This window comes from Granulicoccus phenolivorans DSM 17626 = NBRC 107789 = JCM 15570, assembly GCF_000423085.1.
GTDB classification, from domain to species: Bacteria; Actinomycetota; Actinomycetes; order Propionibacteriales; family Propionibacteriaceae; genus Granulicoccus; species Granulicoccus phenolivorans.
In genome coordinates, this window is the sequence record NZ_AUHH01000040.1 from 1 (window position 1) to 26,524 (window position 26,524).

The window sequence follows — 26,524 nt, forward strand, 5'->3', positions numbered from 1 at the left end:
CGGGGTCCGGGTGAGTTTGCTGTCGCGGGACGGGGTCCGGGTGAGTTTGCTGTCGCGGGACGGGGTCCGGGTGAGTTTGCTGTCGCGGGACGGGGCCCGGCCGAGTTTGGTGTCGCGGGACGGGGCCCGGCCGAGTTTGCTGTCGCGGGACGGGGCCCGGCCGAGCTTGCCATCGCGGGAAGTCGCCCGGCGTACCCACTGCCGCGGCCGCTACGGCGGACAGCGCCGGGTGTCGGCCCGGCGCTCGCCATGTCCTCGGACGCTCAGCTCAGGTCGGCGACCTGATAGTTCCACAGCTCGGCGCTCACGCCGACGGGGCCGGCCCCATGCCCGTGCCCGGCCTGCCCGGCCCCGTGCCCGGCCTGCCCTGCCCCACGATCCTCCGCGGTCCCGTGCCCGGCGGCCCCATCACTCTTGGCCACACCGGCATGGGCCTTGGCGAAGTCCTGGGAGTTCAGCCAATTCTGGAAGGACTCCTCATCGCGCCACCGGGTCACCACCAGCCAGGGCCGCTCGGGGTCCTCGGGCCGGAGCAACTCGAACCCCTCGAAACCTTCTTGGCCATCCACCGCACCCGCACGCTTTGCGAATCGGCGAGCCAATTCGTCGCCGCTGTCGGCCGGAACGGTGATCGCGTTGATCTTGATGATCGTCATGATCCCCATCATGGCACTCCCCTGATTTTTGTCGGCTGCCGGCGGCGGATCACGAGAGCATCCCCCGGTAAAACCGGCACCAACCGGCCCGATCAGGGTCCGCAGCCCGTTCCGAAGGATCGTTACCAGTTTGCAATTGATTCAGACTTGTCTCAGGATAGTTGCGGTCTACTCAGCTTACTGACGGGAAACCTCATGAGTCTGGCACGAAAGCTTTCTGCGGCGATCGCCGCGGCCGTCGTCGGCGCCGGTGTGTTCACCACCGCCCCCGCGTACGCCGCCCCTACGCCGACCCCGACGCCCACGCCGACGGCGACCCCCACGCCGACAGCGACCCCGGCGGCGGCCAGTGCCAGCCCGACTCCCGCCGCGCCGACTCCGACCGCCTCGGCCGGTGCGACGACGTCCGCCACTGCAACCCCCTCGGCGAGCGCCGCTCCCTCGGCGAGCGCCACCCCGTCGGCCAGCGCCACGGCCACCCCGAGTGCGACGCCGAGCGCAACCCCGACGGCTTCCGCGCAGGCTGATGCGCTGACCCCGCGCGGCGCCATCGCCGAGACCTATTACGCCCTCGGCGGCGCCCAGGGCCGCGTCGGTACGCCGGTCTCCCCGGAGCGCTGCGGGCTGACCAACGGCGGCTGCGTCCAGGACTTCACCGGAGGCACCATCCTGTGGTCCGCGTCGACCGGCGCCCAGTTCGTCGGTGGCGCGATCAAGGAGAACTACGCCGGGCAGGGCTGGGAGTCCGGTGGTCTGGGCTACCCCGTCAGCGCCGAGCGCTGCGGGCTGCGCAACGGCGGCTGCGTCCAGGACTTCTCCGGTGGCACCGTGCTGTGGGCGCCGGGCCAGCCGGCGTACGCCGTGGGCGGGGCGATCGCCTGGAAGTACGGCTCGCTGGCCTGGGAGAACGGAGCCCTCGGGTACCCGCAGAACAGCATGCGCTGCGGGCTGCGCGACGGTGGCTGCGTCCAGGACTTCGCCGGTGGCACCGTCTTCTGGGCCCCCGGCTCCGGGGTGCACCAGGTGTGGGGCGCGATCCGGGCACAGTACGCGGCCCAGGCGTGGGAGAACGGCTCGCTGGGTTTCCCGGTGGCCGACGAACGCTGCGGCCTGCGTGATGGCGGCTGTGTCCAGGACTTCGCCGGGGGCAATGTCTTCTGGGCCCCGGGCGTGGGGCTGCAGTCGGTGCAGGGCGCGATCCGGGCCCTCTACTCGAACATGGGCTGGGAGAGCGGTTCACTGGGCTACCCGACCAAGGCCGAGCGGTGCGGGCTGCGCAATGGTGGCTGTGTCCAGGACTTCGCCGGCGGCAGCGTCTTCTGGGCCCCGGGCGTGGGGACCTACCCGGTGTGGGGCGCGATCGGCGCGTCGTACGCGGCCCAGGGCTGGGAGAACGGGGGCCTCGGCTACCCGACCAGCTTCGAGCAGGCCGGATCGGGCACCATCACCCAGTACTTCCAGGGTGGTAAGCGCGTCTACGACACCGTCACGGGCCAAGTGAGCGACGGTACGCCGACGGTCCCGCAGGGCGAGCGCTGCTCGGCGTCCTACTACGGGGACCCGCAGATGACCGCCAGTGGTGAGTGGTTCAACCCCAATGATCTGACCGCGGCCCACAAGACCCTGCCGCTGAACAGCTATGCCCGGGTGACCAACCTGGACAACGGCAGGAGCGTCGTGGTGCGGATCAATGACCGCGGACCCTACGTCTCCGGTCGCTGCATCGACCTGTCCACCGCGTCCTTCTCGGCGATCGGGAACACCTCGCAGGGTGTGCTGCCGAACGTCGTGGTCACCCCGCTGTGAGAACGTGGTGGTCACCCCGCTGTGAGGGTGACCACCACAGTGGTGGGTCTTACTTGGCCTTCTTGACGAACAGATCGAGCTTGCCGAAGTGATCGGCGAGCAGGTAGTAGACCGTCACCCGGTTCTTGCGGTGCGCGGACTTGAGCTTCTCGGCCACGGCGGCCAGAGCAGCGTCGGCCACCTCGGGGTCGGTCACCTCCAGCTTCTTCTTCAGGAAGCCGTTCTTGACCCGGTCGGTCTCGGCCTTGTCCTTGAACGAAACCAGGGACGAGTCCTGGTTGCGCAGCGCGATTCCGCAGTGCTTGATGATCCCGTCGATCGCCTGTTCGTTGGCGTCGGGAACGTACTTCTTGACATCGGCTGCCCAATCAGCCATGGCAACTCCTTGTTCGTGGCCCGAAGGTCCCGGGCGCGGTGGGGTCGGGACCAGGATGGGCCCGGCTGGGGGCGCCGCTGGAGCGTCCCAGTCGTCACACTAGACCTGCAGATTCCGACTGAGAAGATTCCGGGGCGTGTTTCAGGCCCACATATTCTGTGGGGTGACTGCGCGATTTGCTCCGCGCGCCATAACGGTGTAGCGGCGTGTCTCCGTACACTGAGGAAGCAACGTGGAAGGCGGGTGCAATGGATCAGGTCTTTGCTCAAACATTCGACCGACTGAAGTCCGAACGCAAGCTCAACGCTGAGCTGGTGATCAAGGACAAGGGCGGCCCGGCCACGGAGGGGCGCAAGGTGCTCATCGGCCGGGACTGGTCGGCGCAGCCCGACGTGGCCGCCTTCACCGCGGCCCGTGCGCTGGCCCTGGTCACCGAACGCAAGCGGGACTTCACCATCGGTGGGTTGATCTGCGGCATCCTCGCCGGGATCGCCGCGGTGGTGCTGGTGTGGTCCCTGCTGCCGAACACTCCTTTCTACGGCAATCCGGTGGTGCCGATCGTCGCCGCGGTGGTGCTGGTGCTGGGCGCGGCGGGACTGCTGCTGCTGGAGCGCAACGCCGAGTACGCCAACAATCTCGCCGCCGACCGTCAGGCGTACGCCTGGGGCCTGCGGCTGAGCGACCAGGGGATCCGGACCGTGGCGGAACAGCGCGGGGTGAAATCCCCCGGCAAGCGCGGTCTGCTGCAGACCGAGTCGCATCCGGCCCTGACCCAGCGGCCCGCCGGTGCGGCGGAAGCACCCGGGGCCACCGGGGCGGCGGAAGCACCCGGGACCACCGGTCCCGCGCAGCCGGCCGGGGCGCCGGGATCGATGTGGTCCGCGCCGTCGCGGACGGGGATCGGGGCTCGAAGCGAGACCACCCCGCCGGAGGCCGAGACCTCGATCCTGAAACCGACCGAGGCTGCCGAGGCGACCCAGCACCTGCCCCGGGTCACCGATGCCGAGCGCACCACCCATCTTCCGCGGGTGGAGCAGGGTCCGGCCGCGGGTGCCGAGACCAAGTCGGGTGCCGAGACCAAGTCGGGTGCCGAGACCAAGTCGGGTCGGGAGACCGAAGCGGCGCCGGGAAGCACCCCGAGCCCCGAAACCACCCCGAGCCCCGAGCCCGGCGTGAGCCCCGCGGCCACCGAGCAGGCGGGGACCAAGGCCGGTGCGGAGACCGGATCGGGTACGGAGCACAACGGCCCCGAGGCCGATTCCGCTCCCGCCCACGCGGCAGCGCCGGTCCCCACCCATGCGGCGGGCCCCGCGCCGGCAGCCGAGTCCGACCGGGAGCCGATGACCGATACCGCGGGTCGGCGGGCGCTGGGGTTGACTCCGGAGCCCGACCGGGACCCGATGACCGATACCGCCGGGCGGCGGGCACTGGGGTTGGCTCCCGAGTCCGACCGGGACCCGATGACCGACACCGCGGGGCGACGCGCCCTGGGGGTGGCCCCGGAGGAGCCGGATCCGCTGACCGACACCGCCGGGCGACGTGCCCTTCCGCCGCTGCCCGGTGCGGATGCCGAGCCGACCGGGGCCACGTCGAGCGGGCCGACCCACGCCCTGCCGACGGAGAACGCCCTGCCGACGGAGAACGCCCTGCCGACGGAGAACGCCGACGGGTCGGCGAAGACCGGTCCGAGCGGATTCACCCCGCAGGCGCCCCCGGACTCCTGGCTGTTCCGGCCGAGCGGCGATGCGGCCCCCCGGCATGCGGCGCCGGCCACCGGCCCCGGGACTCCGAGCGGCCCCGGCACTCCGAGCGGCACCAGTACGCCGACCGACGCCCCGGCCCCGGGAGCCGACCCGGCACAACCGGCCAAGCCGGCCAAGTCGGAAAAGCCGGCCCAGCCCCGCAGCCCGTTCGCGCGCCCGCAGGACCAGTAACTCAGCCGGTAGCTCAGCCGGCGGCAAACAGGGTGGTGACCGGCCGCGGCCACGACCCGACCGAGTCGTCGACCAGGGCGAAGTCGGCGCGCAGCCCTTCCCGCAGGTCGCCCCGGTCGGTCAATCCCGCCGCTTCCGCCGGGCCCCGGGTGAGCCAGCCGACCGCGGTCGGCAGGTCGACCAACCCGGTCCGGGCGGCCAGCCCGGCCGAACCCAGCAGCGCGGTCGGCAGGTAGTCCGAGGCCAGCGCGTCCAGCAGTCCCTCGGCGGCCAGTTCTCGGGCCGACAGGTTGCCCGCATGGGAGTGGCCGCGCAGCAGGTTGGGTGCCCCCGCCACGATCTGCAGGCCGTTGCGGCGGGCGGCCCGGGCCGCTTCCAGGGTGGTCGGGAACTCCGCCGCCACGCAGTGCCGGGCCACCAGGCCGTCGACCACCTCGGGGGTGTCCGGATCGTGCCCGGCCAGGCGGATCTCCCCGGTCCCGGCCAGCCGGCCCAACCAGTCCAGATTCGCCTGCTTCAGCTCGTCCTTCTCCGCGCCCTCCCGGATCAACCGGGCGACGTTCTCCCGCGCTGCCTCCGGCGTCATCCCGTCCTTGTGGATGTTGTAGTTGATCATGTGCTGGGGATCGGCGTACTGCCCCTGGCCGGGGGTGTGATCCTCGTGGGAGACCAGCGGCGGCACCTCGCCGGCGGGGAGGGTGGCCAACCGCTGCGTCAGGGCCTCCGCACCCGGGGCCGAGAGCACGTCCATCCGATGCAGGACGCGGTGGTCGACCCGGTAGGAGACGGTCGCGTCGATCAGATCGCACATCTGCTGGGCGGTGTCGATGTCGCGCGGGCCGCCGCGGAAGCCCTGGTGGCCGAATCGGACCCCGTGATAGATCGTGGTGATTCCGGCCCCGACCAGGCGTCCCTCCAGCGAGGTGAGGGCGAATTCTCCCGGAACCGGCGCGTTGGGCCGGGGCATCAGTTCGTTCTCCAGGGAGTCGCAGTGGATGTCCACGATGCCGGGGATCAGCAGCAGCCCGTTCCCGTCGACCGTACGCGGGTCACCGACCGGCGTGTCCCGGATGTCGGCGATCCGGCCCTCGCGGACCACCACCCAGGAGTCGTCGCTGACCCGGTCGGCGGTCACCGCCCGAACATGGCTGAGGACGTAGTCGCGCGGAGCGGGGCCGAACTGCCAAGTGCCGGCCAGTTGATCGAGTTCGATGGAGGTCACAGGGACACCTCTTCCAGAGCGTCGATGTGCTGACCCAGCACATCGGTCGGGTTTCCTTCGGCGATGGTGCGTCCGTCGGCGAGGACGAGGACGCGGTTGGCGAGTCGGCGGATGATCTGCATGTCGTGATAGACCGCGACGACGGTCACGTCCTGGGCCCGGAGGGTCTCGATCAGCGCGAGCGCCTTCTCCCGGTTGGCCGGATCGAGAGCGGAGACCGGCTCGTCCAGCAGCAGCAGTTGCGGCGGCGACACGGTCCCGGCGGCCAGGTTGACCCGCTGCCGCTCGCCTCCGGACAGCACGGCGCAATCCATGTCCCACAGCGCCTCGTCGATGCCGAGCCGGGTCAGCGAGTCCTTGGCGACCGCCACCGCGGGATCGTGCCGCAGACCGCGGCGCCGGGCGGCCTGGGTCACCAGTTCCAGCGGCCCGACCCGCGGCGGAGCCTGCAGGAACTGGGACACATAGCCGAACTCGCGGCCGCGCAGCCGGGCCATGTGCCGGTCCGACAGCGTGGTGAGCTCGCGGGGCCCGTCCGCCAGGGTCAGCCGGACCGTGCCCGAGTCGGGCAGGTAGGTCCGGTACAGGCAGCGCAGCAGGCTGGACTTGCCCGCCCCGGAGGACCCGGCCAGGGCCAGGTGGTCGCCGCGCCGCACGGTGAAGGACACATCGCGCAACGAGACCACGGTGCGGTCGATCGCATGCAGGTGGAAGGTCTTGTTCAGGTGCTCGACCCGAAGGATCTCGGTCATGGGTACCTCCGGCTCAGACGTGGGCAGCGGCCACCAGCCGCTGGGTGTAGGCGTGGTGGGGATCGGCGAACAACTGGTCGGTCAGCCCCTGCTCGATCACCGCGCCGCGATGCATCACCAGGGCCCGATCGGTGAGCGCCTGGATCACCTGGAAGTCGTGGCTCACCACGACCACCGCGATCTCCCGTTCGGCGATGAGCTCGCGCAGCAGATCGAGTACGCCGGCCGCGACCGAGGCATCCAGGCCGGTGGTCGGCTCGTCGAGCAGCAGCACCTCCGGGTCGGTGGCCAGCGCCCGCGCGATCTGCACCCGCTGCCGCATGCCGCCGGAGAACTGTCCGACCACGTCGTCCATGCGGTGCAGCGGCACCTCGACCCGGTCGAGCAGGGCGGCGGCCCGCTGGCGAATGTCCCAGAACGAGCGCCACCCCGCGGCGGTCAGCCGGTCGGCGATATTGCCGCCGGCGCTGATCCGCAGGTCCAGGCCGGCGGCCGGGTCCTGGTGCACCACGCTCATCACGTCCAGCCGCAGCCGGCGGCGGGCCGCGTCATCGAGGTCGAGTACGTTGGTCCGGCCGTCGTCGACCGCGGCCAGGCGTACGGTGCCGGCGGTGGCCCGTTCGTTGCCGATCAGGCAGTTCATCATCGTCGACTTCCCGGAGCCGGATTCGCCGATCACCCCGAGGGCCTCCCCGGGGGCGACGTCGAAGCTGACCCCGGTGACCGCCCGGACCGGGGAGGACCCGAGTCGGCCGGGGAAGACCTTGACCAGGTCAGTCACCTGCAGCGCCCATTCCTCGCCCGGGGCGGTCCGGCCGGTGTGTTCGCTGTGTCCCAGGGCGGAGCGACCCTGCAACCGGATCCCGACCCCACGGACCCGCTTTGCCGGATCGGGGTAGTACGCCCGGGGGATCTGCCGCTCGTGCTCGGCCACATCGACATCGCCGGTACGCACCCGGGCACACCATTCCACGTCCGAGCAGAGGTAGGTCCCCTCCCGGGTCTCGACCAGATACACATCGGTGGAACCACACCGGATGCAGCGCTGGTCCCGGGCGTACTCGACCTCGAAGGGCACATCGTCGAAGGTGATCGGCCGGACCGAGGTATGCGGCGGGACGGCGTACACCTTCTTGTCCCGGCCGTGGCACAGGATGGTCAGCCGGTCGCCCTGATCCAGGCGCGGCACGTCCCAGCGCGGGATCGGGCTGGGCGCCATCAGGTACCGGTCATTGACCAGGACCGGGTAGCCGGAGGACGCGTTGACGACGCCGCCGGTGACCAGATCCTCATACATCGCCACCCAGATCCGGGAGTAGTCGGCCTCGGCGTGCATCCGCTCGCAGGCCGCGATCGACTTCTCCACCGGGCGCAGCGGTTCGGAGACCGGCACCTGCAGCACCAGCACCTGCTCGTCGGTCATCGCCTGCTCCGGAATCCGGTGCCGGGACTGGGTGATGGTGCAGTCGCGGGTGTCCTCGGTGGTTTCGGCGCCGAGGGTGCCGGCGATCAACCGGCGCAGATTGACCGCGTTGACGCCCTGATCGTCGCCCTGATCGATGACCTTGATCCGGTCCTGGCTACCCCCGATGGCGACGGTGACCTGCAGGCCGCCGGAGCCCCAGCCACGCGCCACCGGCATCTCCCGGGACCCGAACGGCACCTGATGGCCGGGCACCGCGATGGCGGCCAGGATCGCCCGGCGTACCTCCCGCTGCCCCTGTTCGTCCAGAACCACGGGCCGGTCCTGGGGTGGTACGGCGCTGTGCAGCACGTCGTCGATGCTCATACGGGTAGTCCTTCCCGGTCGGTGCCGGCCGGGGTGTCGGCGGATTCAATATCGGCAGGCCCGGTCGTCCCGATCAGCAGCCCGGTGCCCCCACCGTGTTCGCGCTGCTCCTGGCGGGCGGCCTCGGCCCGGTCCAGCTGGGAGCGGAAGGTCACATAGTGCGGCAGCTTCAGATGCTCCAGGAACCCGTTGGAGGCCAGCGGGTCGGTGGTCATCATCAGCAGTTGCTGCAGCTTCAGCCCTTCCTCGCCGTTGCCGTAGCGTTGCGCCGCCAGGTCCAGGGTGGCCATCGCGATCGTCTTGCGCTCGTTGTGCCCCAGCGCGATGCCGTAGCCGACATCGAAGCGGGCCGGGTCCTCGCCGCGCTCGTCCAGATGGGAGATCGCCTCGCAGTCGGTGAACCGGATCCGGGCGATGGCGACCGGTTCCCCGGTGTGCGGATGGGTTACCCGGACCTCGGCGCGGACATGGCGGACGTCGCCGAGGGTCACGTCCTCATCGGCGTACCCGTCCGGTCCCAGGATCGAGCGGTACCACATGTTGATCAGGCCGCCGGTCTCGGCGACCGCCATCGCCGACAGCAGCGCGGAGCGACTGACCGGCAGCACGACCGGTTGGTACGCCGGGTCGAACGGTTCGGGATCGGTCGGATCCACCCGGTCGACCATCCGGTCCTGCGCCCGCATCCAGGCGGAGAAGCGGCGGACCGGCTCATCGGGGTGGGGCAGCGCGACGGGCTGTTCCTGCTGCGCGTGGCGCAGCTGATCGGAGACCGGCAGGGGATCGGGGGCGCCGGGGCGACGCAGCAGCCGGGCGGAGTAGTCGCGGGTGTTGCCGAGCAGTTGCGGGCCCTCGGGTTCCCGGGTCGCCGGGACCACCCGGCGCAGCAACTGGACCTGATCCGGATCGATCGGCTCGCTGACCGCCAGCCGGGGCAGGGTGGAGCGATGGGCGCGCAGCAGGTGGGTAGCTTCGGGCAGGTCGCCGCCGGCCTGGAGCAGCGCGGCCGCGGCGGTGTCCTCGTCGTAGAGACCGGCTTCGCCCATCAACCGGTCGATGCTGGCCCCGAACAGGGCCCGCACCTGACCGGTGTCGACGGAGTCGAGGCCGGCCTCGGCGCGTTCGACGCGGATCAGGTCCTCGGCGGCCAGGATTGCCGAGGTGCCGCCCTTGGAGGTGCCGGCGTAGCTCATCGGGTGACCTCGATCCGGGTGGTGCGCGGCAGTCCCAGGACGTCGCCGGCGGTGCTGATCAGGAACATGTCGACCCCGCGGGGGAAGTCGGCGGTGACGGCCGCGCGCGCGGCGACGAACCCGACGTCCGGGCCGGTCACCCCGACGGTGGTGGTGCCGTCGATCCCGGGGCCGCGCAGTGTCCAGGTCGCGGCGGTGGGGGTGGCGGGGTCGGTGCTCAGCTGTTCGACCTGCTGGCACAGCATGCTCGCGGTGTGCGGGCGCAGCGCGGTGCCCGCATCCAGCGCGGCGAGGTCGGTGCCGGCGATCGGAGCGTACGCCAGCACGAACCGGGCCCGATCCAACCGGGTGAGCGGGGCACGGGTGCGCGCGGCGATCCGGCGCAGGTCGGCCGCGGCGCCCTCGTCGGTGGCGGCGACCGGGGTGAGCAGGTCGGCCAGCACCAGCAGCGGCGCGGCGACCGGGGCGAAACTCTCCGCCGCGACCGCGGGGCTCTCGGCCTCGACCGCGGGGCTCTCGGCCTCGATCGCGGGGCTCTCGGCCTCGACCGTGGGGTTCGGGACCGGCCCGGCGCTCAGCCGGGTGATCCGGCCGGGCTCGGCCAGCGCGGTCATCAGGGCCCGGAACATGCGTTGGCGCTGCTCGGCGTCCAGCAGGCCGGGGATCGCGGCCCCGGGTTCGACGGGGCGCGGGTGGGCCTCGGTCAGGGTGTTCACATGACCTCCTCGAAGGTGACGGCGGTGGGCTGCAGGCGTTGCCATTCCGCGGCCCGGGCCTGCTGCTGGGCGGTCTCGACCCGATCGAGCAGGGCGGCGATCTCCTCGGCCAGCGGGCCGCGCCGGGCCAGTTCGGCCTCGCAGACCGCCTGGGCCAGTGCCCCGCGCAGATCGGCGCCGGCCCGCATCGCCCAGCCGGGCTGCCCGGCCAGGCGTACCTCCGCCGAGGAGACCAGCAGGTCGGCCAGGTGGAACCGGGTCCGGGCGATGGGTTCGCGTACCTGCATCAGGACGCTGCCCACCTCCGGGGGTCGGACGACCTCGAGCGGCGCCAGGGGCGCGGTGGCCAACGCCCGGTCGGCCAGGGCAACCAGGTCGTCGGTGGGGGCGGCCGCGAGCAGGCTGCTGCTGCGGGCCGAACCGGTGGTGGGGGGCATGGATCCTCCTCGGGTTGAGTCCAACGTTGCCTCTGCAGGATGGAGAGAAAGCCCCGGAGGGCTGTCCCGGAGGTGAACAGACAGGTAAACGGTGCCTGAATTGGTCACCAACCGCACCGGACGGTTACGTGGCCTCGGGATTGATGTTGAACTCGAAGACCATGTGCACGACGTCCATCCGGGACCAGTTGACCGAGGCAGCCAGCGGTGCCCCCGAGGAACGGTCGGTGAGCACGGATTCCACCCGCCAGGTCTGTTGCCCGGCGGGGAGGGACAGCACGTCGCGGGCCTGCGGCGGCGGAATATCGGCCGTGCCACGGCACCAGGTGCGCGCCGGGGCGTGGCCGTATCCGCGCAGCACATCCTCGACCGATTCGATCAGTCCCAGCGCGACCCCGACCAACTCGTGCACCTGCGGGACCAGGTATTCCTCCAGGAACACCCCGGGGCGGCCGTCGATGTAGCCCAGCCGGCGCAGGTGCGGCACCCGGGTTCCCTCCGGTACGCCGAGGCGGGCGGCGATCTCGGCGGTCACCGGCACCGAATCGGAGACGAGCAGGGTGGTCCGCACCGTCCCGCCCACCCGGGCGACCACCTGGTGCAGTGAGGCGGTGGAGTCGACCCGATACTCCATCGAGTGATTCACGTAGGTGCCGGCACCCTGGCGCCGGGTGACCAGGTGATTGCTCTCCAACTGGCTGATCACCTGGCGGGCCCGGCCCCGCGGGATGTCGAACCGCGCGATCAGTTCGGCTTCCCCCGGGGCCCGGGTGCCGTGCGGCAGCGCACGGAGTTCCTCGACCAGGAGAGCGACGATGGCGTCGACCCGGGGTCCGGGCGCTGCCTCAGGGCTCATCGCAGCGCTCGGCGAACCAGGATCGACAGGGCTTCGACCACTAGCACCACGACCAGGATCGCCAGCACGATGGTGGTCACCGTCGGGTACTCCAGCACCCGCGAGGCGTTCAGCAGGAGGAAGCCGATGCCGCCGGCGCCGACGACCCCGAGCAGGGTCGCCGAGCGGATGTGGTTGTCGAAGATGTACATCACGTGCGCGACCAGGGCCGGGGTCACCTGATGGAGGGTGGCGCTGAAGAAGACCTGGAGCCGGGTGGCCCCATTGGCGCGGATCGCGTCCTGGACCCGGACGTCGGTCTCCTCCAACGAGTCGGCGACCAGCTTGCCGAGCATCCCGACGGTGCCGACGGCCAGGGCGAGCGTACCGGCGACCCCGCCCAGACCGGACACGACGACGAACACGATCGCCAGGATCAGCTCCGGAATGCCGCGGATGACCACGATCAGGACCCGGAAGGTGGTGTTCAGCCACCGGTTCGGGAACACGTTGCGCGCGGCCAGCACGCCCACCGGAATGGCCACGATCGCCCCGATCAGGGTGGAGGCCAGGGCGATCTGGATGGTGACCACCATGCCGTCGACGATCGCGGTGAGGATCTCCGGGTCGGTCTCCATCGGGAAGAAGTGACCCAGGGTCTCCGGCAGCTTCAGCAGCCCGGCCCCGGCGGCGCCCAGATCGACCTTGGCCCCGAAGACCGCAGCGATCAGCAGGACCAGCACCGCGGCCATCGCCAGGAATCGCCCGGCCCGGCCGACCGTCCACGGCGGGGTGTCGCGGACCCGGCGTACGTTCCCCTCGGTGACCCACAGGCTCTGTTCGGGGAACAGCCGGGCCAGTCGGTTCCGGTTGGCGCCGGGGTTGCCGTGAATGGCGGTACGCAGGGCGCCGGAGAGCACCTCGACCAGAATGCAGACGACCAGGATGACGAAGGCCAGCGCCATGCCCCGGTGGTACTGCAGCGAGCCGAGGGCATCGGCCATCGCCAGGCCGATCCCGCCGACCCCGACATAGCCCAGCAGCACCGAGCCGCGCAGGTTGATGTCGAAGCGGTACAGCCCGACCGAGATCAGCTGCGGGGTCCACAGGGGGAGGTAGCCGGTGACCACCCGCTGCCACCAGGTGGCTCCGTTGGTCTGCATCGCGGTGTACGTCCCACCGTGAATCTCCTCCAGCGAGTCGGCGTACAACTTGCCGACCATGCCGATCGAATGCAGCCCCATGGCGAGGATGCCGGGGAGTCCGCCCAGGCCGAACATGCGGAAGAACAGCACGGCCAGGACCAGGTCCGGAATGGCCCGGGCCAGCACGATCAGGAACCGCGAGATCATCATGCTGGCCGTGCCCGGGGAGGTGTTGTGGGCCGCCAGCAGGGCGAGGAAGAACGAGAGCACCACCGACAGGGCGGTGGCCAGCAGCACGATCGACAGGGTTTCCCACAGCAGGGCCGCGGTCTCGCCGGGTGAGGGGAAGTCCAGCGGGAACATCCGCCCGATGAAGTTGATCGCGTTGTCCCGGGAATCGATCAGGGAGGCGATGTTGATCTTCAGCTCGATGCTGGCCCAGATGCCTCCTACGACCAGGGCGAGCATGACCACCGCGGCCACCACCCGGCCCGGTTGCAGGCGTTGCAGGAAGCCCTTCTCCGGCGGGATCGGGCTCGTCCGCGGCGGCGTGACGAGGGTGGCGGTCATCCCCGGTCCTCCGGCTTCAGGCCGGCGAGGTCGACCTCGACCGCCCCGGCGGACTCGGAGAAGTCGGGGTAGTCGGGCACGTCGGAAACCTTGGAGTAGATGCTCAGCACCTCATCGCGCCCGACCTCGGCGGTCCGCTCGTCCATCACGACCTTGCCGCTGCGCAGCCCGATGATCCGGTCCCCGAAGTTGAGCGCGATCTCGACCTGGTGCAGCGAGCAGATCACCGTCAGTGACTTCTCCCGGGAGATCTGCTGCAGCAGTTCGATCACGCCGCGGCTGGAGACCGGGTCGAGGGAGGCCACGGGCTCGTCGGCGAGCAGGATGTCGGGGTGCTGGATCAGCGCGCGGGCGATCGCCACCCGCTGCTGCTGGCCGCCGGAGAGGGTGTCGGCGCGCTGGTACGCCCGGTCGACCAGGCCGACCCGCTCCAGCTGTTCCAGGGCCTCCTGGCGAACCTGCTTGGGATAGAACATCAGGCCCAGCCGGGGACCCTTCAGGGCGCCCAGCCGGCCGGTGCACACGTTCTCCAGCACCGACATCGGACCGACCAGGTTGAAGTCCTGGAAGATGAAGCCGATCCGGCGGCGCATGCTGCGCAGGGTGGGCTTGCTGGCGTGCTCCATCGCCTGGCCGAGCACGTTGATGTGGCCGGAGGTGGGCTGCTGCAGCCCGTTCACGTGCCGCAGGAAGGTCGATTTGCCACTCCCGGACAGGCCGAGCAACACGGTGATCTCGCCGCGGGCGATCTCGACGCTGACGTCGTCGAGGCCGCGTACCTGCGGGTTGAACTGCTTGGTGACGTGGTCGAAGCGGACCACGGTCGGGGCCGGCTCCGCGGCGGCCGGCGGGACCGGCAGCGGCTGCGGGGTCGGCTGCGACGCCTTCTTGGTGGCCGAGGGGGGAGTGAGGGAGCTGCTCATGGTGAGCCTTCCGATGCGTGCGGGGTTGGTGAGCGGAGGTGCTGCGTACGTGGGGACGCTGCGGGGATGGTGGGTGGGAACGACGAACCCGGTCCGGTGCGCGAGGCCCGGACCGGGCGCTGTCGATTCCTGGGATCAGGCGGCGTTGCAGGCCTTGGCGTGGGTGGCGTCGCAGACCTGGCGGATCGGGTCGTAGAACTTGTCGTCGACCTTCACCGAGTACGGCTTGTCCTCGGGCATCTTGCAGGAGGCCTCATCGGTGCAGATGCCGTTGCTGACCATCCACTTCACGTTGGCGTGCTCCTGCAGGGCGGTACGCACCTTGGCCTGGGTGTCGGCATCCAGGGTGGTGGTGTTCATCGCGATCGGGGAGCCCGGGATCAGCGGGGACTCCCAGACCTGCTTCAGCTGGCCCTCCTTGAGCTGACCCTTCTTGATCAGGTCGGGAACCATCGAGTCCTGGGCGAACCCGGCGTCGCACTGGCCGCTGGCGGTCGACAGCATCGACGCGTCGTGCTTGCCGGCCAGGACCTGGGTGACGTCCTTGTTGGGATCGATGCCGACCTCGAGCAGGCCCGCGGACGGGAACAGGAAGCCCGAGGTGGAGGCGGCGTCGACGAAGCAGACCTTCTTGCCGCGGAAACCGCTCAGATCGGTGATCGTGGAATCGGCCGGGACCCATGCGGTGGAGTGGTAGCCGGGGGTGTCTCCGGGGTTCTTGACCGCGGAGGACACCGGCTCGATCGGGACCCCGCCGTCCTTGGCGATCTTGTAGGAGAACGGACCGTAACCGGCGATGTCGATCTTGCCGGCGCGCTGCCCCTCGATGACCGCGGCGTAGTTGGTGGCGTCCTGGAACTCCACCTTCTTGCCGGTGTCTTTCTCGAGCACCTTGATGACGTTCTCGTACTGCGAGCGCAGGCTGGAGGACTGCTCGGAGGGCACCGCCGCGAACACGATGGTGTCCTTGGCGCTGCTGGTCGGGGCGGACTGGGCGGAGGAGCCGCAGGCGGACAGCAGCAGGGCGGTGGCCCCGACCGCGGCGACGGCAGCGAGCGAAGAGCGAGAGAACACGGGGACTCCTTGGGAGAACTGAAACTGGGCGTCCGGGGGGCCAGTTGGGTCCCAGAGATCAGATAATCCCTGCCGTGGTGCACTCGGATTACTGGCGAGTTAACTGCTGTCGACTCACAGGGGAAGGATTGGGACGCCGACCAGCCGGGCCCGGGTCGCGGGTGCCGGCGGGTCGGCAGAGCGCGGTTCGCTCGTGCGGAAAACCGGTCAGGAGTACGTGGAAACCGCTCAGGAGAAGACGGATTCCGGTCAGGAGAACGCGGTCAGGAGAACATCGGCAGCGTCAACAGATCCGCGACCGAATCGATCAGGTGGTCCGGCGCGGCCTGCGCCAATTCGCTGCGCCCGGCGGCCCCGGACAACACCCCGACGGCGATGCCCCCGGAGCAGCGCGCGGCGGTCAGATCGGCCACGGTGTCGCCGACCGAGACGGTGCCGGCGACCGCGCGGACATCGGTGGCCTCCATCGCGTGGAAGATCAGGTAGGGCGCGGGCCGGCCGGCGGCGACGTCGTCGGTGGTGATCACCGCATCCAGGACCAGCCGCGCGTCGGGCTCGGTCGACCAGCCGAGTCCGCCCAGCAGCAGGTCGACGATCACCCGGTCGAAACCGGTGGTCAGGGCAACCTTGATCGAGCGGGCGCGCAGTTCGGCGATCACGTCCTCCGCGCCGGGCATCGGCCGCGGCGGGTGGTCGGCGTACGCCCGGGCGAGCAGGTCCCGGAACCGGTGGAACCGCTCCGACACCAGCTCCGGGGTCGGCTCCACCCCACCGGCGCGCAGCAGCGCGGTGATCGCGGTGGCCTTGTCGGTGCCCAGATGGGTGCGCAGATCGGCCGGGGCGACCGGGGCGCCGGCCTCCTCCACGACGTGCTGCAGGGCGGCGTACACCTGACCGCCCTCTTCGATAGTGGTTCCTGCCATGTCCAGTGTGACCAAACCGATCATGGGGTTCAGCGTAGGGGCGCCGACCCGGGAGCCACCGGCGCCCCCGACCGAGGCGGCTGACTAGACTCGCGGCCGTGACCGAGACCTGGGATGTCGTCGTTGTCGGAGCCGGAATCGTCGGCCTGGGCCATGCTGTCGCGGCGTGGGAGTCGGGCGCCTCGGTACTGGTGATCGACCGGACCCGGGCCGCGGTGGGCGCCTCGGTACGCAACTTCGGCCACGTCTGTGTGACCGGACAGGTGGATGAGCTGGCCGACCTGGCGGCGGTGGCCCGGGAGCGGTGGTTGTCCCTGGCCGGCCGCGCCGGCTTCTGGGCCGAGGAGTCCGGCGGGCTGGCGGTCGCCCGCACCCGCGCCCAGCTGGCCGTCCTGGAGGAGGTCGCCGGCAACAGCGACCGGGTCCGGCTGCTCGATGCCGCGGAGACCAACCGCGCCCTCGGGGGATCGGGTCGAGCCCTGGCCGGGCTGGCCCTGACCGCCGACATCCGGGTCGATCCCCGCACCGCCGTCCCCATGCTCGGGCAGTGGTTCGCCGCCCAGGACCGCGCCGAGATCCGCTGGGGCACCAGCTATCTCGGCCACGACGGGACCCGGATCCAGACTTCCCGCGGTCCGGTCGCGGCCGGTCGCGTGGTGATCTGCGCCAACTTCGACCTCGACCAGCTCTATCCCGACGTCGCCGCCGAGCACGGGATCCGCCGCTGCCTGCTGCAGATGCAACGCTGGGCCGACCCCGGATTCCGGCTGCGGCCGGCGGTGCTCACCGGGTCCTCCCTGCTGCGCTACGACGCCTTCTCCCGGACCACGGCGGCGGCCGGCGTACGCGCGGAACTGGCGGCCGACCAGCCCGACCTGCTCACCTACGACTGCAACGTGATGTTCACCCAGCGGCCCGACGGGACGTTGCTGGTAGGGGATTCCCATCGGTACGCCGAAGCGGCCGACCCGTTCACCGAGGCCCGGATCGACGAGGTGATCCGCGCCGATGTCAGTGACGTGCTCGGGGTGGCGCCGCCGGTGCTGGAGCGCTGGCAGGGGGTGTACGCCAAGGCCGAGCGACCCTACCTGCGGCGGCGCCTCGACGAGGTGGTCGAGGTGTGTTCGGTCACCACCGGGCTGGGGATGACGATCGGGCTGGGGCTGGCTGCGCGGGAGCCGCTGGTCGGCTGACTCCCGGCCGCAGCCGGCCCCTGGTCCGGGGGCGACTCAGTCGCGCCGATCGACCGGTTCGGACGCCAAGGCCTCCTCGGCTTCGGCCACCTCGGCGGGATCCTCGGTGAACACCGAGCCGAGCTTCTGCCGGGCGCCGTGCTTGCGCAGCGAGTGCCCGGTGAGCAGCCCGACCATGAACACCCCGATCGACAGCCCGCCGATGGTGAACACGATGTCGCCGGGCGTACGCAGCCACTTCAGCACGTCCAAGGCCGGGGTGGAGAGGAACTCCGCGCTGCGCGCCCACCACAGGCCGTCGTTGATCGAGGCCCACGCCTGGGCCAGCCCCAGCGGCAGCAGGCTGATCAGCGCCATCATCAGCAGGCCGATGTTGAGTCCCCAGAACCCGATCTTGATCGGCAGTTCCCGCCATTCCCGGCCCGGCATCAGGCTGCGTACGCAGAACAGGATCAGGCCGATGCCGAGCATCCCGTACACCCCGAACAGGGCGGTGTGGCCGTGCAGCGGGGTCAGGTTCAGCCCCTGCACGAAGAACAGCGAGATCGGCGGGTTGATCAGGAACCCGAAGATGCCGGCGCCCAGCATATTCCAGAACGACACCGAGACGAAGAAGTAGACCGCCCACTTGTAGCCCGCGGCCCAGGTGCTCACCTTCAGCAACCGCAGATTCCGGAAGGCCTCGAAGCCGACCAGGGCCAACGGGACGACCTCCAGGGCACTGAACGCCGCGCTCCAGGCCATCACCACATCGTTGGATCCGGTGAAGTACAGGTGGTGGCCGGTGCCGATGATGCCGCCGAGCAGGAAGACCGTGGTCGAGGAGATCGTGGCCGTGGCCGCCGAGGAGGCCCGGATCAGCTTCAGCCGGGCAAACAGGAACGCGATCACCACGGTCGCGAAGACCTCGAAGAAGCCCTCCACCCACAGGTGCACCACCCACCAGCGCCAGTACTCGGTGATCGACAGATGCGTGTTGTGGCCCATCCCGAACGCCGCCCCGAAGAAGCCGGCGATCGCCAACGAGCTCATCAGCAGCATCACGATCAGCGTCCGCTGCCCGCCGCCGGCCAGCGGTGCCGTCTCGGTGGGGACATTGCCCTCCCCGCGGCGGGAGCGTGCCAAGGCCGGCCACATGCCGCGGGCCATCAGCACGAACCACAGCATCAGGCCGACGAACAGCCCGATCTGCCAGAACCGGGCCAGGTCGAGGTACTCCATGCCGGTGGTACCGAACCACCAGGTGAGGGTCGCTCCGGGAGTCATCCGACCGGTCAGCGAGAACCACTGGCCCGCCATCGCCCCGAGCACCACGACCACCAGGGCCACGAACAGGAAGTTCACCCCGAACCGCTGGAACTTCGGTTCCTTCCCACCGACCGCCGGGGCCACGTACAGGCCGGTGGCGAGCCAGGCGGTGGCGATCCAGAGCACCCCGAGTTCGGTGTGCCAGGTGCGGGTGACCGAGTACGGCAGGATCTTGTCGATCGGGATGCCGTACAGCGCGCCCCCTTCCACGCCGTAGTGGGCGGTGATGATCCCGACCGCGATCTGCAGCACGAACAGGAAGCCGACCAGGTAGAAGTACTTGATCGTGGCCTTCTGGGACGGGGTCGAGCGGTAGCCGAGCAGCGGATCGCGCTCGGGGATCTTCTCGGGCCGCTCGTCCTCGCCGGCGTGGTAGTTGTGATACCAGACCATGCCCGCGATGCCGCCCAGCAGCAGGATGAAGCTGATGATGCTCCACAGGATGTTCGGGGTGGTCGGCACATTGTCGATCAACGGTTCGTGTGGCCAGTTCTGGGTGTAGGTCCACTGCTCCCCGGGCGCATTCGTCGAGGCCGCCCAGCTGCTCCACCAGAAGAAGTCGTTCATCGCCTGCATCGCGGCGGGATCGGTCAGCGTCCCGGCCGGGATGGCGTACGGCTCATGGCCGGCGGCGAAGATCTGGGCATAGTGCGCGGAGTTTGCCCGCCAGGCCTCCACCCGCAGCGGATCCAGGGTGACCGTACCCGTTGCCGGATCGTAGGTGTTGGTCCGCAGCAGTTGCTTCAACCGCTCCTTGAGTGCGGCCTGCCGCTCCGGCACGAGGTCGGTGTAGCTGGCGGCGCCCTCCTGCTGGGCGTACCGATCGAGGATGAAGACGGCCTCCCGATGCAGCCAGTCCGCGGTCCAGTCCGGCGCCACGTAGGCCCCGTGGCCCCAGACCGAGCCGATCTGCTGGCCCCCGATGGACTGCCAGACCTGTTGGCCGTGCAGGATCTGGCCCTCGGAGATGATCTCGGTCCCGTCAGTGCTGACCACGCTGCTCGGATAGGGCGGTTTGTGCTGGCGGATCTGATCGCCCATGTAGAGCAGCACGGTGAAGGAGAACACCACCACACCGATCAGCGCGATCCACCACCTCCGATTGCGCCGCGCCGCCGAACCCCGGCTCGGCGGGGCTGATTCGGAAGGTTCTACATCGATCGCCATGACCCTCACTCCTTGTGAAGACGGTATTTTGCACGGACGACTGATGATTAATATTCCATGAGGGTGCGCGGGTGTCCACGGTCGGCGGCTGTGAGGGTGCGCACGTTGTCAGCGCGGGCACCGGGGTGGGGTGGCAGAACGCAACGGACCCCGGGGGAGTGTTCCCCCGGGGTCCGTCCGGTGTCGGTGCTGCAGAAGGTGTCGCGGCTCAGAAGAAGGTGATGCCCTGCGGTGAGTCGTTGCCCCAGCTGAGCGGGCGCACCGCGACCGGCTTGGAGTAGTTGGAGGCGTCGATCACCTGGCCGCCGCCGACGTAGATGCCCACGTGCGACAGGCCCGAGTAGTAGACGACCAGGTCGCCGGGCTGCAGTTCGCTGAGCGGGATCTTCCGGCCGGCGTAGTACTGCTGCTGGGAGGTACGCGGGACGCTGATCCCGGCGGCGCGCATCGCGGCGCTGGTCAGGCCGGAGCAGTCCCACACGTCGGGGCCGTTGCCGCCCATCTGGTAGGCGTCACCGAGCTGGGCGTAGGCGAAGTCGACCGCGGCCTTGCGGCGCCAGTCCTGGGTGTTCCACTCCAGGGTGCCGCCCTCGAAGTTCTGTGCGTAGCCGTTGCCCTTGGCCCATTCCTTGCCGGTCGGGAAGCCGAGGGCGCCGTTCTCCCAGCCCTGGTTGGCGTACATCACGCCGAGCGCACCCCACACCGGGTAGGCGCCGATGCCGGGGGCCCAGAAGACGCTGCCGCCGGCGAAGTCCTGGACGCAGCCGCCCTCCTTGAGGCTGCACCGCTCGGGCTTGGTCGGGTAGCCGAGTCGGCCGCCCTCCCAGCCTTCCTGGCCGAGCACGCTGCGGATGGCGCCCTGCACGGCGTAGGTGCCGACGCCGGGGGCGAAGAAGATGGTGCCGCCGGTGTAGTCCTGGACGCAGCCGCCGTTGACCAGGCCACAGCGCTCGCCCTGTACCGGGTAGCCCAGCGAGCCGTTCTCCCAGCCGCGGGCGGCGTAGGTCGCGCCGATCGCGCCCCAGACCGGGAAGGCGCCGTTACCGGGGGACCACAGCACGGTGCCGCCGGTGAAGTCCTGGACACAGCCGCCGCCGGCCAGCCCGCAGCGCTCGCTCTGCACGGGGTAGCCCAGGGCGCCGTTCTCCCAGCCACGGCTGGCGTACGCGCCCTTGATGGCGCCGGCGACGGTGTACGCGTCCCGCCCGGGCGACCAGAAGACGGTGCCGCCGGCGAAGTCCTGGACGCAGCCGCCGCCGGTCAGCCCGCAGCGCTCGGCGCTGACCGGGTAGCCGAGGCGGCCGGTCTCCCAGCCCTCGGCGGCGTAGCGGCCCTTGATCGCGCCGGTGACGAACTGGGCGCCGGTGGCGTTGGTCCACATGATGGTGCCGTTGGTGAAGTCCTGGACGCAGCCGCCGTCGGCGAGGCCGCAGCGCTCGGCGGTGACCGGGGTGCCGACCCGCGCGGCGCCCAGCTGGGTGTACAGCGCGCCGATCGCGCCCTTCGGCTCCAGCGCAGCCTGCGCCTGGGCCGTGGGGGTGGGGATCGGGGTCGGGGTGGCACTCGGGGTGGGGGTCGGCGTCGGGGTCGCGCTCGGGGTGGGCGTCGGCGTCGGGGTGGCGCTGGGCGTGGCCGACGGAGTCGGAGTGGCGCTCGGGGTCGGGGACGCGCTCGCGGCGGCAGACCCGCTCGGGGTGGCCGTCGGGGTCGGAGTCGGGGTAGGGGTCGGCGTCGGGGCTGCCTGTGCCGGGCTCACCGCCGTCAACATGCTGGCGCTGATGGCGGCGACTGCCGCGACCGCGCCGATCATCTTCTTCAAGCCCATCGGGAACCCCCGCCTCGCGTGTGTATACCTGTTCCGCGGATAATCCTGAGACATGGCTGAAGTAATTGCAAACCGGTAACGATTACAACGGAACGGTACAAAGCCCTTTGGCGCGGGTTGTCTCGGTGCTATTGAGGGTCTCGGCCCTAAGAAATCTGGGCGATCCTGTGCGTGTCATCAGACTCGCCGACCCGGCGGTGAAGCGCCACCCGAGCACCGCGCAGGTGTGCGATCTCACACCCCGAATCGGAACGAAACGATCGCCCGGGTTCCCGGCGGGCGGCCCTCGGAAATCTCCTGTGTACCCGGTGTGTACCCGCCGGGCGTGCCCGGGGTGGCCTGCCGGTGAGACGAGAACGCCCGGAGCGCGTCGTACCGCACTCCGGGCTATTGCATCCCCAACGGGATTCGAACCCGCGCTGCCGCCTTGAAAGGGCGGTGTCCTAGGCCGCTAGACGATGGGGACCCAGCCCTGCAATCAGAGCCAAGGGCGAGTATAACCGTACCCGGCCCGTGCTGCCCAACTCGTGGGCGCGCTCAGCCGGGCCCGGCGGCCAGCCGGGCCCGCAGCCCGGCGAGTCCCCGGTCCATCACCCGGCGGTGCGCCCAGCCGGAGGGGCGGCGCAGGAGTCGGGTGAGGCGGCTGCGGGTGACCACGCACCAGACGAGCTCGATCCGGCAGCCGGCTGCCTCGTCGACGGCGGACCAGTCGCCGTGGCCGCGCAGGTCGCCGGTGACCTCCGCGTGCGCCCGGTGCGGTGGCTGGGCCCGGGTCAGCGTCAGCTGCAGGCGCAGATCGGGCAGGACCGGACGGTGGACGCGCAGGGCTATCGCGGTGCCGACGCCGAGCTCGTCGCCCCGGGTCAGAATGACGGCCTCCTCGACTCCCGGCCACCACTGCGGCCACTGCTCCACGTCGGTGAACACCTCCCAGACCCGGGCTGCCGGCTGCGCCAGCCACCACCGCGTGGTCAGGTGAAACGGTGCCGACTCGCCCGGCCCGGGAGTGACATGGGTGTGCGGCGCGGTGTCCGGTGCTGATGGTGCGGGTCCGGATCGTTCCCGGGGAGCGGGGGCCGGCGTACCGTCGATCTCGCCGAGGAAATCCTGCAGCAGGTCGAGGAACAGGTCGGGGCGGTCGAGTTGGCCCCAGTGTCCGCAGTCGGGGACCTCGACCAGGCGGGCATCGGGCAGCCGTTGGGCAGCGCGGCGGGAGTGTTCGGGGTTCACCGCCCGGTCCGCCTGGCCGTGGAACAGCAGGGTCGGTACGCCGATGCGGTGCAGCAGGGGGGTCTTGTCGTTGCGCATGCCCCGCCGGCCGACCGTGGCCTGGTTGTATCGCCCGTACCCCATGCTGCCCCGGGGATCACGCGCGAGGCGGACGAACTCGTCGACGACCGCGGCGGGCAGCGTGGCCGGATCGGACACCAGGGATTTCATCGCGGTGCCGGCAAATCGGTTGGCGAATCGAGCCAGCGGGACCAGGACCCGATCCGGCAGCAGGGTGAGCGTCCAGACTGCGCTGTGGGCCAGCCGCCCGCCCAACCGGGACGTCAGGCCGCCCGGACTGATCAGGACCAGCCCGCGGACGAGCCCCGGGTGGTCGAGGGCGAGTTGCAGGGCCACGTCGCCACCCATCGAGACCCCGACCACGACGGCCGGGCCGATGCCGAGGTGGTGGGCGGCCGCGGCCAACAGGTCGGCCATCGCCTCGGGGCCACCGACCGGGGGCACGTCGATGCTGCCGCCGAACCCCGGCAGGTCGATCGCCCACACCTCACGGTCCGGACCCAGCGGGGCGAAGAGGTGATACCAGGAGATGGTGGAGGAGTCCGAGCCGCCGCCGTGGATCAGTAGAACGGGGGTGGTCGAGGTTCCCGGGGTACCCGCGTGGAGGGCGGCCAGCGTCCCCCGCGGAGTCGGCACACCGCGGACCTCGGCGCCGGGCGGGATGAGCGGAGCGTCCATGCCTCCGACCCTAACCCGGCCCCGGCGGCGCGAATCGCTTGCAGCTTTCCGTGCGCGTTGGACTGCCATGCCTCCCTGTTGGAGACCACCGGTGCCGGCATGCTGATGCGGTGGTGGCGGGACGTGCGGACGAAGTGGTCCTGGTCCGCGAGCGGTCACGCTGCCGAGTTGTCCGTATCGATGTTCTCAATCCCGATTGAACAGGGTTCAAATGCGCTCTGACTGAGGTGCTCTGAGTTTGATCGCATCGAAACGGTCAAATGGCCGGGTAACCGAAGGGGCCTGCGGGTGATGTGCGGTCAGTTCTTGACCGTGATGTGCACGTGGTCCTTGTGATTGGCAGTGTCCGAGCCCCGGTCGGCCATGAACCGCCAGCCCTCGCTGGAGCGGGCCACCGACCAGATGTGCTGGTTCCAGATCACGTATTCCACGTTGTACTTCGCCGCATTCGCCTTCACCCACTCGGCCAACGCCTGACCGGTGGCCGAGTCCTTGTAGACCATGGCGTCGATCGCCCGGCCCGACGGGTGGTCCGGGAGCGAGTCCGGGCGTACGCCGTACCAGGTGTTGACCTTCGGGAACTGGCGCTGCAGGTCACCCAGCAACACCTTGGAGGTCGCGGTGAGTCCGGACAGGCCGGACGAGGTCGGGGTGTTCACCCAGCCCGAGCCGCCCGGCGCGGAGTCCCCGCCGGCGCTGCCGCCGGTGCTGCCCCCGCCGCTATTGCTGCCCCCGCCGCTGGTGCTGCCGGTGCCGGCGCTCGGTTGGGTGTCGCTCAGGTATTTCGCGGTCACCCAGCGGCTGGCGCCGGAGTAGATGATCTCGGCGCGACCGTTCTCCTCCCGGCCGGTCACCTCGAGGGCGCTGCCGGCGGGGACCTCGGTGATCCGGGTGTAGTTGTCCGCGGAGGTGGACCGGATGTCGAGGGCCACCGTGGCGTACTTGGTGGTGGTCTTCGGGGCGGTCTGCTCCGGCGGATTGACCGAGGTCGTGGTGGACAGATACTGACTGGTCACCCAGCGCAGCTCGTGGTCGAAGACGACCTGGCTGCGGCCGTTCTCGGTGACGCCGGTCAGCTGGAGCTCGTAGCCGGCCGGGACGCTGCGGACGTCCTGCGCGTCAGCGCCGGAGCCGCTGCGGATCATCAGGTCGGCGGTGGCTGTCGCGGTGCCGGTGTAGGTCAGGCCGCTGGGCAGCGGATCCTCCGCCGGGCCGGGCTGGCTCACGTACTGGCTGGAGACCCAGCGGCGCTGGCCGTTGTAGTTGATCTGGGTGTAGCCGTTGCTGGAGACACCGGTGGGCTGCACCTCGGTGCCGGCCTGGATCACCGCGATCACCGAATCGTTCAGGCTGGCGCCGCTGCGTACGTTCACTGCGGTGGTGGCGAAGGTACGCCCGGCAGTGACCTGCAGTGCGCCCGAGCCGTCGGCCTTCAGGTACTGCTGGGAGACCCAACCCTGCTGGCCCTGGTAGGTGATCGGGATCCAGCCGTTCTGCGCGGCGCCGGTCGAGTCGACCTTGGCGCCGGTGCCGACCGTGCCGAGCACGCGGTAGGTCGAGCCGGGGCCGGAGCGTACGTTCAGTCCACCGTTGGCGGTGACGCTGAACGGGTCGGCGAAGGCGTTGTCGGCGACGACCACGCCACCGATCGCGGCGGTGACCGCCACGACGGCGATCGAACTGCCGAACGCGGCGGTGGTCCTGATGCGACGCAGTGCGTTCACGGGTTCCTCCCTCGGTGCGGACCGGGTGGAAGTGAATCGCTTCCCCGGTCGGTCACCCGACCCGACTCACTTCCACCTCAGGCTGCTCAGGACATTAAGAGAGTCTCAGGTGACTCGGCAAACCCTGTTTGCCACATGCGCAACGCGACACGCCGTGTGTGACCAAAGAACTACAGGTCTGTGATTTCGGGGTCGGCGGTAGATTCCAGCCATGGCCATCGAGATCAGCCGCGCCCATTTCGAGGAGCTCGTCGACGACGCCCTGGACGAGATTCCGGACGAGCTGTTCGAACTGATGGTCAACGTGGTCATCGAAGTAGAGGACACCGCGCCGGGCGGAGACCCCCACCTGCTCGGTCTCTACGAGGGAATTCCCTTGACAGAGCGGGATACGAACTACTCGATGGTGCTCCCGGACCGCATTCGGATCTTCCGGAAACCGATCCTGTCGATCTGCGACACGCTCTGGCAGGTGGTCGAGGAGGTGCACGTCACCGTCGTCCACGAGATCGCGCATCACTTCGGGATCTCCGATCACCGCCTGCATGAATTGGGGTATGGCTGAGAAGCTGAGTACCGCCGCGGGCAGATCACGGATTGATCACCGACTTGCCTCAAGTTGCACGTGAGGGTTGCCGCAAACCGCCGGTGAGAGTTTCACAGCAGCGTGTACGCCAGGGCGCCGATGCCGGCCAGCAGCAACATCCCGGTCATGGCCAGATTCGCCCGTCCGCCCGGGAGCGCGTCGCCGGCGTGCAACACCCGATGGACCCGGCGGTAGCGGCGCTGGGTGCGGACCGTGATGGCGCTGACGATCAGCAGTCCGACGCCGGCGATGACGGCGCCGAACAGGAGGTCATGCAGGCTGACCAGCCGGGCGATCACCAGCGTGGCGGCCAGCAGGGACAGGTTGGTTCGCTGCCAGGCCAGGAAGGTCCGCTCCGGCTGCAGACCCCGGTCCCATACGCGGTCGTGGCTCATCGGTCGG

At 70.2% G+C, this 26,524-nt stretch carries 22 protein-coding genes and 1 tRNA gene; 4 read left to right on the plus strand and 19 right to left on the minus strand.

What is annotated here, in order from left to right; translation table 11 throughout:
• Positions 1-263: 263 nt before the first annotated feature.
• The gene (locus tag G531_RS0114650) at positions 264-656 is read right to left on the minus strand and encodes an antibiotic biosynthesis monooxygenase family protein (protein WP_026927827.1); all 393 of its coding nucleotides are present in this window, start codon (positions 654-656) and stop codon (positions 264-266) included.
• Between the two features lie 195 nt (positions 657-851).
• On the opposite strand from G531_RS0114650, the gene G531_RS26490 reads away from it, so the two are divergent.
• Positions 852-2,462, plus strand: a complete 1,611-nt coding sequence (locus G531_RS26490; protein ID WP_051215545.1) for a septal ring lytic transglycosylase RlpA family protein — start codon at positions 852-854, stop codon at positions 2,460-2,462.
• A gap of 49 nt (positions 2,463-2,511) precedes the next feature.
• Here G531_RS26490 and G531_RS0114665 read toward each other — a convergent pair whose 3' ends face one another.
• Positions 2,512-2,838, minus strand: coding sequence for a DUF2853 family protein (locus G531_RS0114665; protein ID WP_026927828.1), 327 nt, complete (start codon positions 2,836-2,838; stop codon positions 2,512-2,514).
• 248 nt (positions 2,839-3,086) lie between these two features.
• Here G531_RS0114665 and G531_RS0114670 point away from each other — a divergent pair, with 248 nt between their 5' ends.
• Positions 3,087-4,772: a hypothetical protein gene (locus tag G531_RS0114670; RefSeq protein ID WP_026927829.1), complete on the plus strand. Its 1,686-nt coding sequence runs from the start codon at positions 3,087-3,089 to the stop codon at positions 4,770-4,772.
• Positions 4,773-4,785: 13 nt separating this feature from the next.
• On the opposite strand, the gene G531_RS0114675 is transcribed toward G531_RS0114670, so the two are convergent.
• The 11 genes from G531_RS0114675 to G531_RS0114725 all read right to left on the minus strand — a co-directional run bounded on the left by G531_RS0114675 (position 4,786) and on the right by G531_RS0114725 (position 16,375).
• On the minus strand, positions 4,786-5,994 hold the full coding sequence (locus G531_RS0114675) for an alpha-D-ribose 1-methylphosphonate 5-triphosphate diphosphatase (protein WP_211221866.1): 1,209 nt from the start codon (positions 5,992-5,994) through the stop codon (positions 4,786-4,788).
• Positions 5,991-6,746 carry an ATP-binding cassette domain-containing protein gene (locus tag G531_RS0114680; RefSeq protein ID WP_026927831.1) on the minus strand — a complete coding sequence of 252 codons (756 nt, stop codon included), beginning with the start codon at positions 6,744-6,746 and terminating at the stop codon, positions 5,991-5,993. Before G531_RS0114680 ends, G531_RS0114675 begins: the two co-directional genes overlap by 4 nt.
• Before the next feature lie 13 nt (positions 6,747-6,759).
• Positions 6,760-8,535 (minus strand): alpha-D-ribose 1-methylphosphonate 5-phosphate C-P-lyase PhnJ, encoded by a 1,776-nt coding sequence (locus tag G531_RS22905; RefSeq protein WP_035759149.1) that lies wholly within the window; start codon positions 8,533-8,535, stop codon positions 6,760-6,762.
• A complete protein-coding gene (locus tag G531_RS22910; protein ID WP_081684156.1) occupies positions 8,532-9,728 on the minus strand; it encodes a carbon-phosphorus lyase complex subunit PhnI in 1,197 nt (398 codons plus the stop codon). Before G531_RS22910 ends, G531_RS22905 begins: the two co-directional genes overlap by 4 nt.
• Positions 9,725-10,444: a phosphonate C-P lyase system protein PhnH gene (gene phnH / locus G531_RS0114695; RefSeq protein WP_026927832.1), complete on the minus strand. Its 720-nt coding sequence runs from the start codon at positions 10,442-10,444 to the stop codon at positions 9,725-9,727. Before phnH ends, G531_RS22910 begins: the two co-directional genes overlap by 4 nt.
• Positions 10,441-10,881, minus strand: a complete 441-nt coding sequence (locus G531_RS0114700; RefSeq protein ID WP_026927833.1) for a phosphonate C-P lyase system protein PhnG — start codon at positions 10,879-10,881, stop codon at positions 10,441-10,443. Before G531_RS0114700 ends, phnH begins: the two co-directional genes overlap by 4 nt.
• A gap of 124 nt (positions 10,882-11,005) precedes the next feature.
• Positions 11,006-11,737: a GntR family transcriptional regulator gene (locus G531_RS24785; protein WP_051215546.1), complete on the minus strand. Its 732-nt coding sequence runs from the start codon at positions 11,735-11,737 to the stop codon at positions 11,006-11,008.
• A complete protein-coding gene (gene phnE, locus G531_RS0114710) occupies positions 11,734-13,431 on the minus strand; it encodes a phosphonate ABC transporter, permease protein PhnE (protein WP_026927834.1) in 1,698 nt (565 codons plus the stop codon). The genes G531_RS24785 and phnE overlap by 4 nt, the downstream gene beginning before the upstream one ends.
• Positions 13,428-14,354, minus strand: coding sequence for a phosphonate ABC transporter ATP-binding protein (phnC, locus tag G531_RS22920; protein WP_081684158.1), 927 nt, complete (start codon positions 14,352-14,354; stop codon positions 13,428-13,430). Before phnC ends, phnE begins: the two co-directional genes overlap by 4 nt.
• 135 nt (positions 14,355-14,489) lie before the next feature.
• Positions 14,490-15,428 (minus strand): phosphate/phosphite/phosphonate ABC transporter substrate-binding protein, encoded by a 939-nt coding sequence (locus G531_RS0114720; protein ID WP_026927835.1) that lies wholly within the window; start codon positions 15,426-15,428, stop codon positions 14,490-14,492.
• Positions 15,429-15,691: 263 nt separating this feature from the next.
• Positions 15,692-16,375 carry a phosphonatase-like hydrolase gene (locus G531_RS0114725; protein ID WP_026927836.1) on the minus strand — a complete coding sequence of 228 codons (684 nt, stop codon included), beginning with the start codon at positions 16,373-16,375 and terminating at the stop codon, positions 15,692-15,694.
• A gap of 74 nt (positions 16,376-16,449) precedes the next feature.
• Here G531_RS0114725 and G531_RS0114730 point away from each other — a divergent pair, with 74 nt between their 5' ends.
• Entirely contained in the window at positions 16,450-17,544 is a 1,095-nt protein-coding gene (locus G531_RS0114730) for a TIGR03364 family FAD-dependent oxidoreductase (RefSeq protein ID WP_035759151.1), read from the plus strand.
• A 36-nt stretch (positions 17,545-17,580) separates the two neighbouring features.
• Here G531_RS0114730 and G531_RS22925 read toward each other — a convergent pair whose 3' ends face one another.
• The 5 genes from G531_RS22925 to G531_RS0114760 form a co-directional block, all read right to left on the minus strand.
• Positions 17,581-20,019 (minus strand): nitric-oxide reductase large subunit, encoded by a 2,439-nt coding sequence (locus G531_RS22925; protein ID WP_051215547.1) that lies wholly within the window; start codon positions 20,017-20,019, stop codon positions 17,581-17,583.
• Positions 20,020-20,227: 208 nt separating this feature from the next.
• The gene (locus G531_RS26495; RefSeq protein WP_081684159.1) at positions 20,228-21,844 is read right to left on the minus strand and encodes an NlpC/P60 family protein; all 1,617 of its coding nucleotides are present in this window, start codon (positions 21,842-21,844) and stop codon (positions 20,228-20,230) included.
• A 393-nt stretch (positions 21,845-22,237) separates the two neighbouring features.
• Positions 22,238-22,310 (minus strand) — tRNA-Glu (locus tag G531_RS0114750).
• A gap of 71 nt (positions 22,311-22,381) precedes the next feature.
• Entirely contained in the window at positions 22,382-23,812 is a 1,431-nt protein-coding gene (locus G531_RS25305; protein ID WP_081684160.1) for an alpha/beta fold hydrolase, read from the minus strand.
• Positions 23,813-24,111: 299 nt separating this feature from the next.
• Positions 24,112-25,536 carry an SH3 domain-containing protein gene (locus G531_RS0114760; RefSeq protein ID WP_026927838.1) on the minus strand — a complete coding sequence of 475 codons (1,425 nt, stop codon included), beginning with the start codon at positions 25,534-25,536 and terminating at the stop codon, positions 24,112-24,114.
• Between the two features lie 211 nt (positions 25,537-25,747).
• On the opposite strand from G531_RS0114760, the gene G531_RS0114765 reads away from it, so the two are divergent.
• On the plus strand, positions 25,748-26,101 hold the full coding sequence (locus G531_RS0114765; RefSeq protein WP_035759152.1) for a metallopeptidase family protein: 354 nt from the start codon (positions 25,748-25,750) through the stop codon (positions 26,099-26,101).
• Positions 26,102-26,193: 92 nt separating this feature from the next.
• On the opposite strand, the gene G531_RS0114770 is transcribed toward G531_RS0114765, so the two are convergent.
• Positions 26,194-26,517 (minus strand): YidH family protein, encoded by a 324-nt coding sequence (locus G531_RS0114770; RefSeq protein ID WP_026927840.1) that lies wholly within the window; start codon positions 26,515-26,517, stop codon positions 26,194-26,196.
• Positions 26,518-26,524 lie beyond the last annotated feature (7 nt).

Bases quoted from the DNA above. Each gene is read 5' to 3' on its own strand.
- G531_RS24785 (WP_051215546.1), bottom strand. From the start codon at position 11,737: ATGAGCCCTGAGGCAGCGCCCGGACCCCGGGTCGACGCCATCGTCGCT.
- phnC (WP_081684158.1), bottom strand. From the start codon at position 14,354: ATGAGCAGCTCCCTCACTCCCCCCTCGGCCACCAAGAAGGCGTCGCAG.
- G531_RS0114700 (WP_026927833.1), bottom strand. From the start codon at position 10,881: ATGCCCCCCACCACCGGTTCGGCCCGCAGCAGCAGCCTGCTCGCGGCC.
- G531_RS22925 (WP_051215547.1), bottom strand. From the start codon at position 20,019: ATGGCGATCGATGTAGAACCTTCCGAATCAGCCCCGCCGAGCCGGGGT.
- G531_RS0114650 (WP_026927827.1), bottom strand. From the start codon at position 656: ATGACGATCATCAAGATCAACGCGATCACCGTTCCGGCCGACAGCGGC.
- G531_RS0114665 (WP_026927828.1), bottom strand. From the start codon at position 2,838: ATGGCTGATTGGGCAGCCGATGTCAAGAAGTACGTTCCCGACGCCAAC.
- G531_RS0114725 (WP_026927836.1), bottom strand. From the start codon at position 16,375: ATGATCGGTTTGGTCACACTGGACATGGCAGGAACCACTATCGAAGAG.
- G531_RS22905 (WP_035759149.1), bottom strand. From the start codon at position 8,535: ATGAGCATCGACGACGTGCTGCACAGCGCCGTACCACCCCAGGACCGG.
- G531_RS0114765 (WP_035759152.1), top strand. From the start codon at position 25,748: ATGGCCATCGAGATCAGCCGCGCCCATTTCGAGGAGCTCGTCGACGAC.
- G531_RS26490 (WP_051215545.1), top strand. From the start codon at position 852: ATGAGTCTGGCACGAAAGCTTTCTGCGGCGATCGCCGCGGCCGTCGTC.
- G531_RS25305 (WP_081684160.1), bottom strand. From the start codon at position 23,812: ATGGACGCTCCGCTCATCCCGCCCGGCGCCGAGGTCCGCGGTGTGCCG.
- G531_RS22910 (WP_081684156.1), bottom strand. From the start codon at position 9,728: ATGAGCTACGCCGGCACCTCCAAGGGCGGCACCTCGGCAATCCTGGCC.
- G531_RS0114670 (WP_026927829.1), top strand. From the start codon at position 3,087: ATGGATCAGGTCTTTGCTCAAACATTCGACCGACTGAAGTCCGAACGC.
- G531_RS0114770 (WP_026927840.1), bottom strand. From the start codon at position 26,517: ATGAGCCACGACCGCGTATGGGACCGGGGTCTGCAGCCGGAGCGGACC.
- phnE (WP_026927834.1), bottom strand. From the start codon at position 13,431: ATGACCGCCACCCTCGTCACGCCGCCGCGGACGAGCCCGATCCCGCCG.
- G531_RS0114680 (WP_026927831.1), bottom strand. From the start codon at position 6,746: ATGACCGAGATCCTTCGGGTCGAGCACCTGAACAAGACCTTCCACCTG.
- G531_RS26495 (WP_081684159.1), bottom strand. From the start codon at position 21,844: ATGGGCTTGAAGAAGATGATCGGCGCGGTCGCGGCAGTCGCCGCCATC.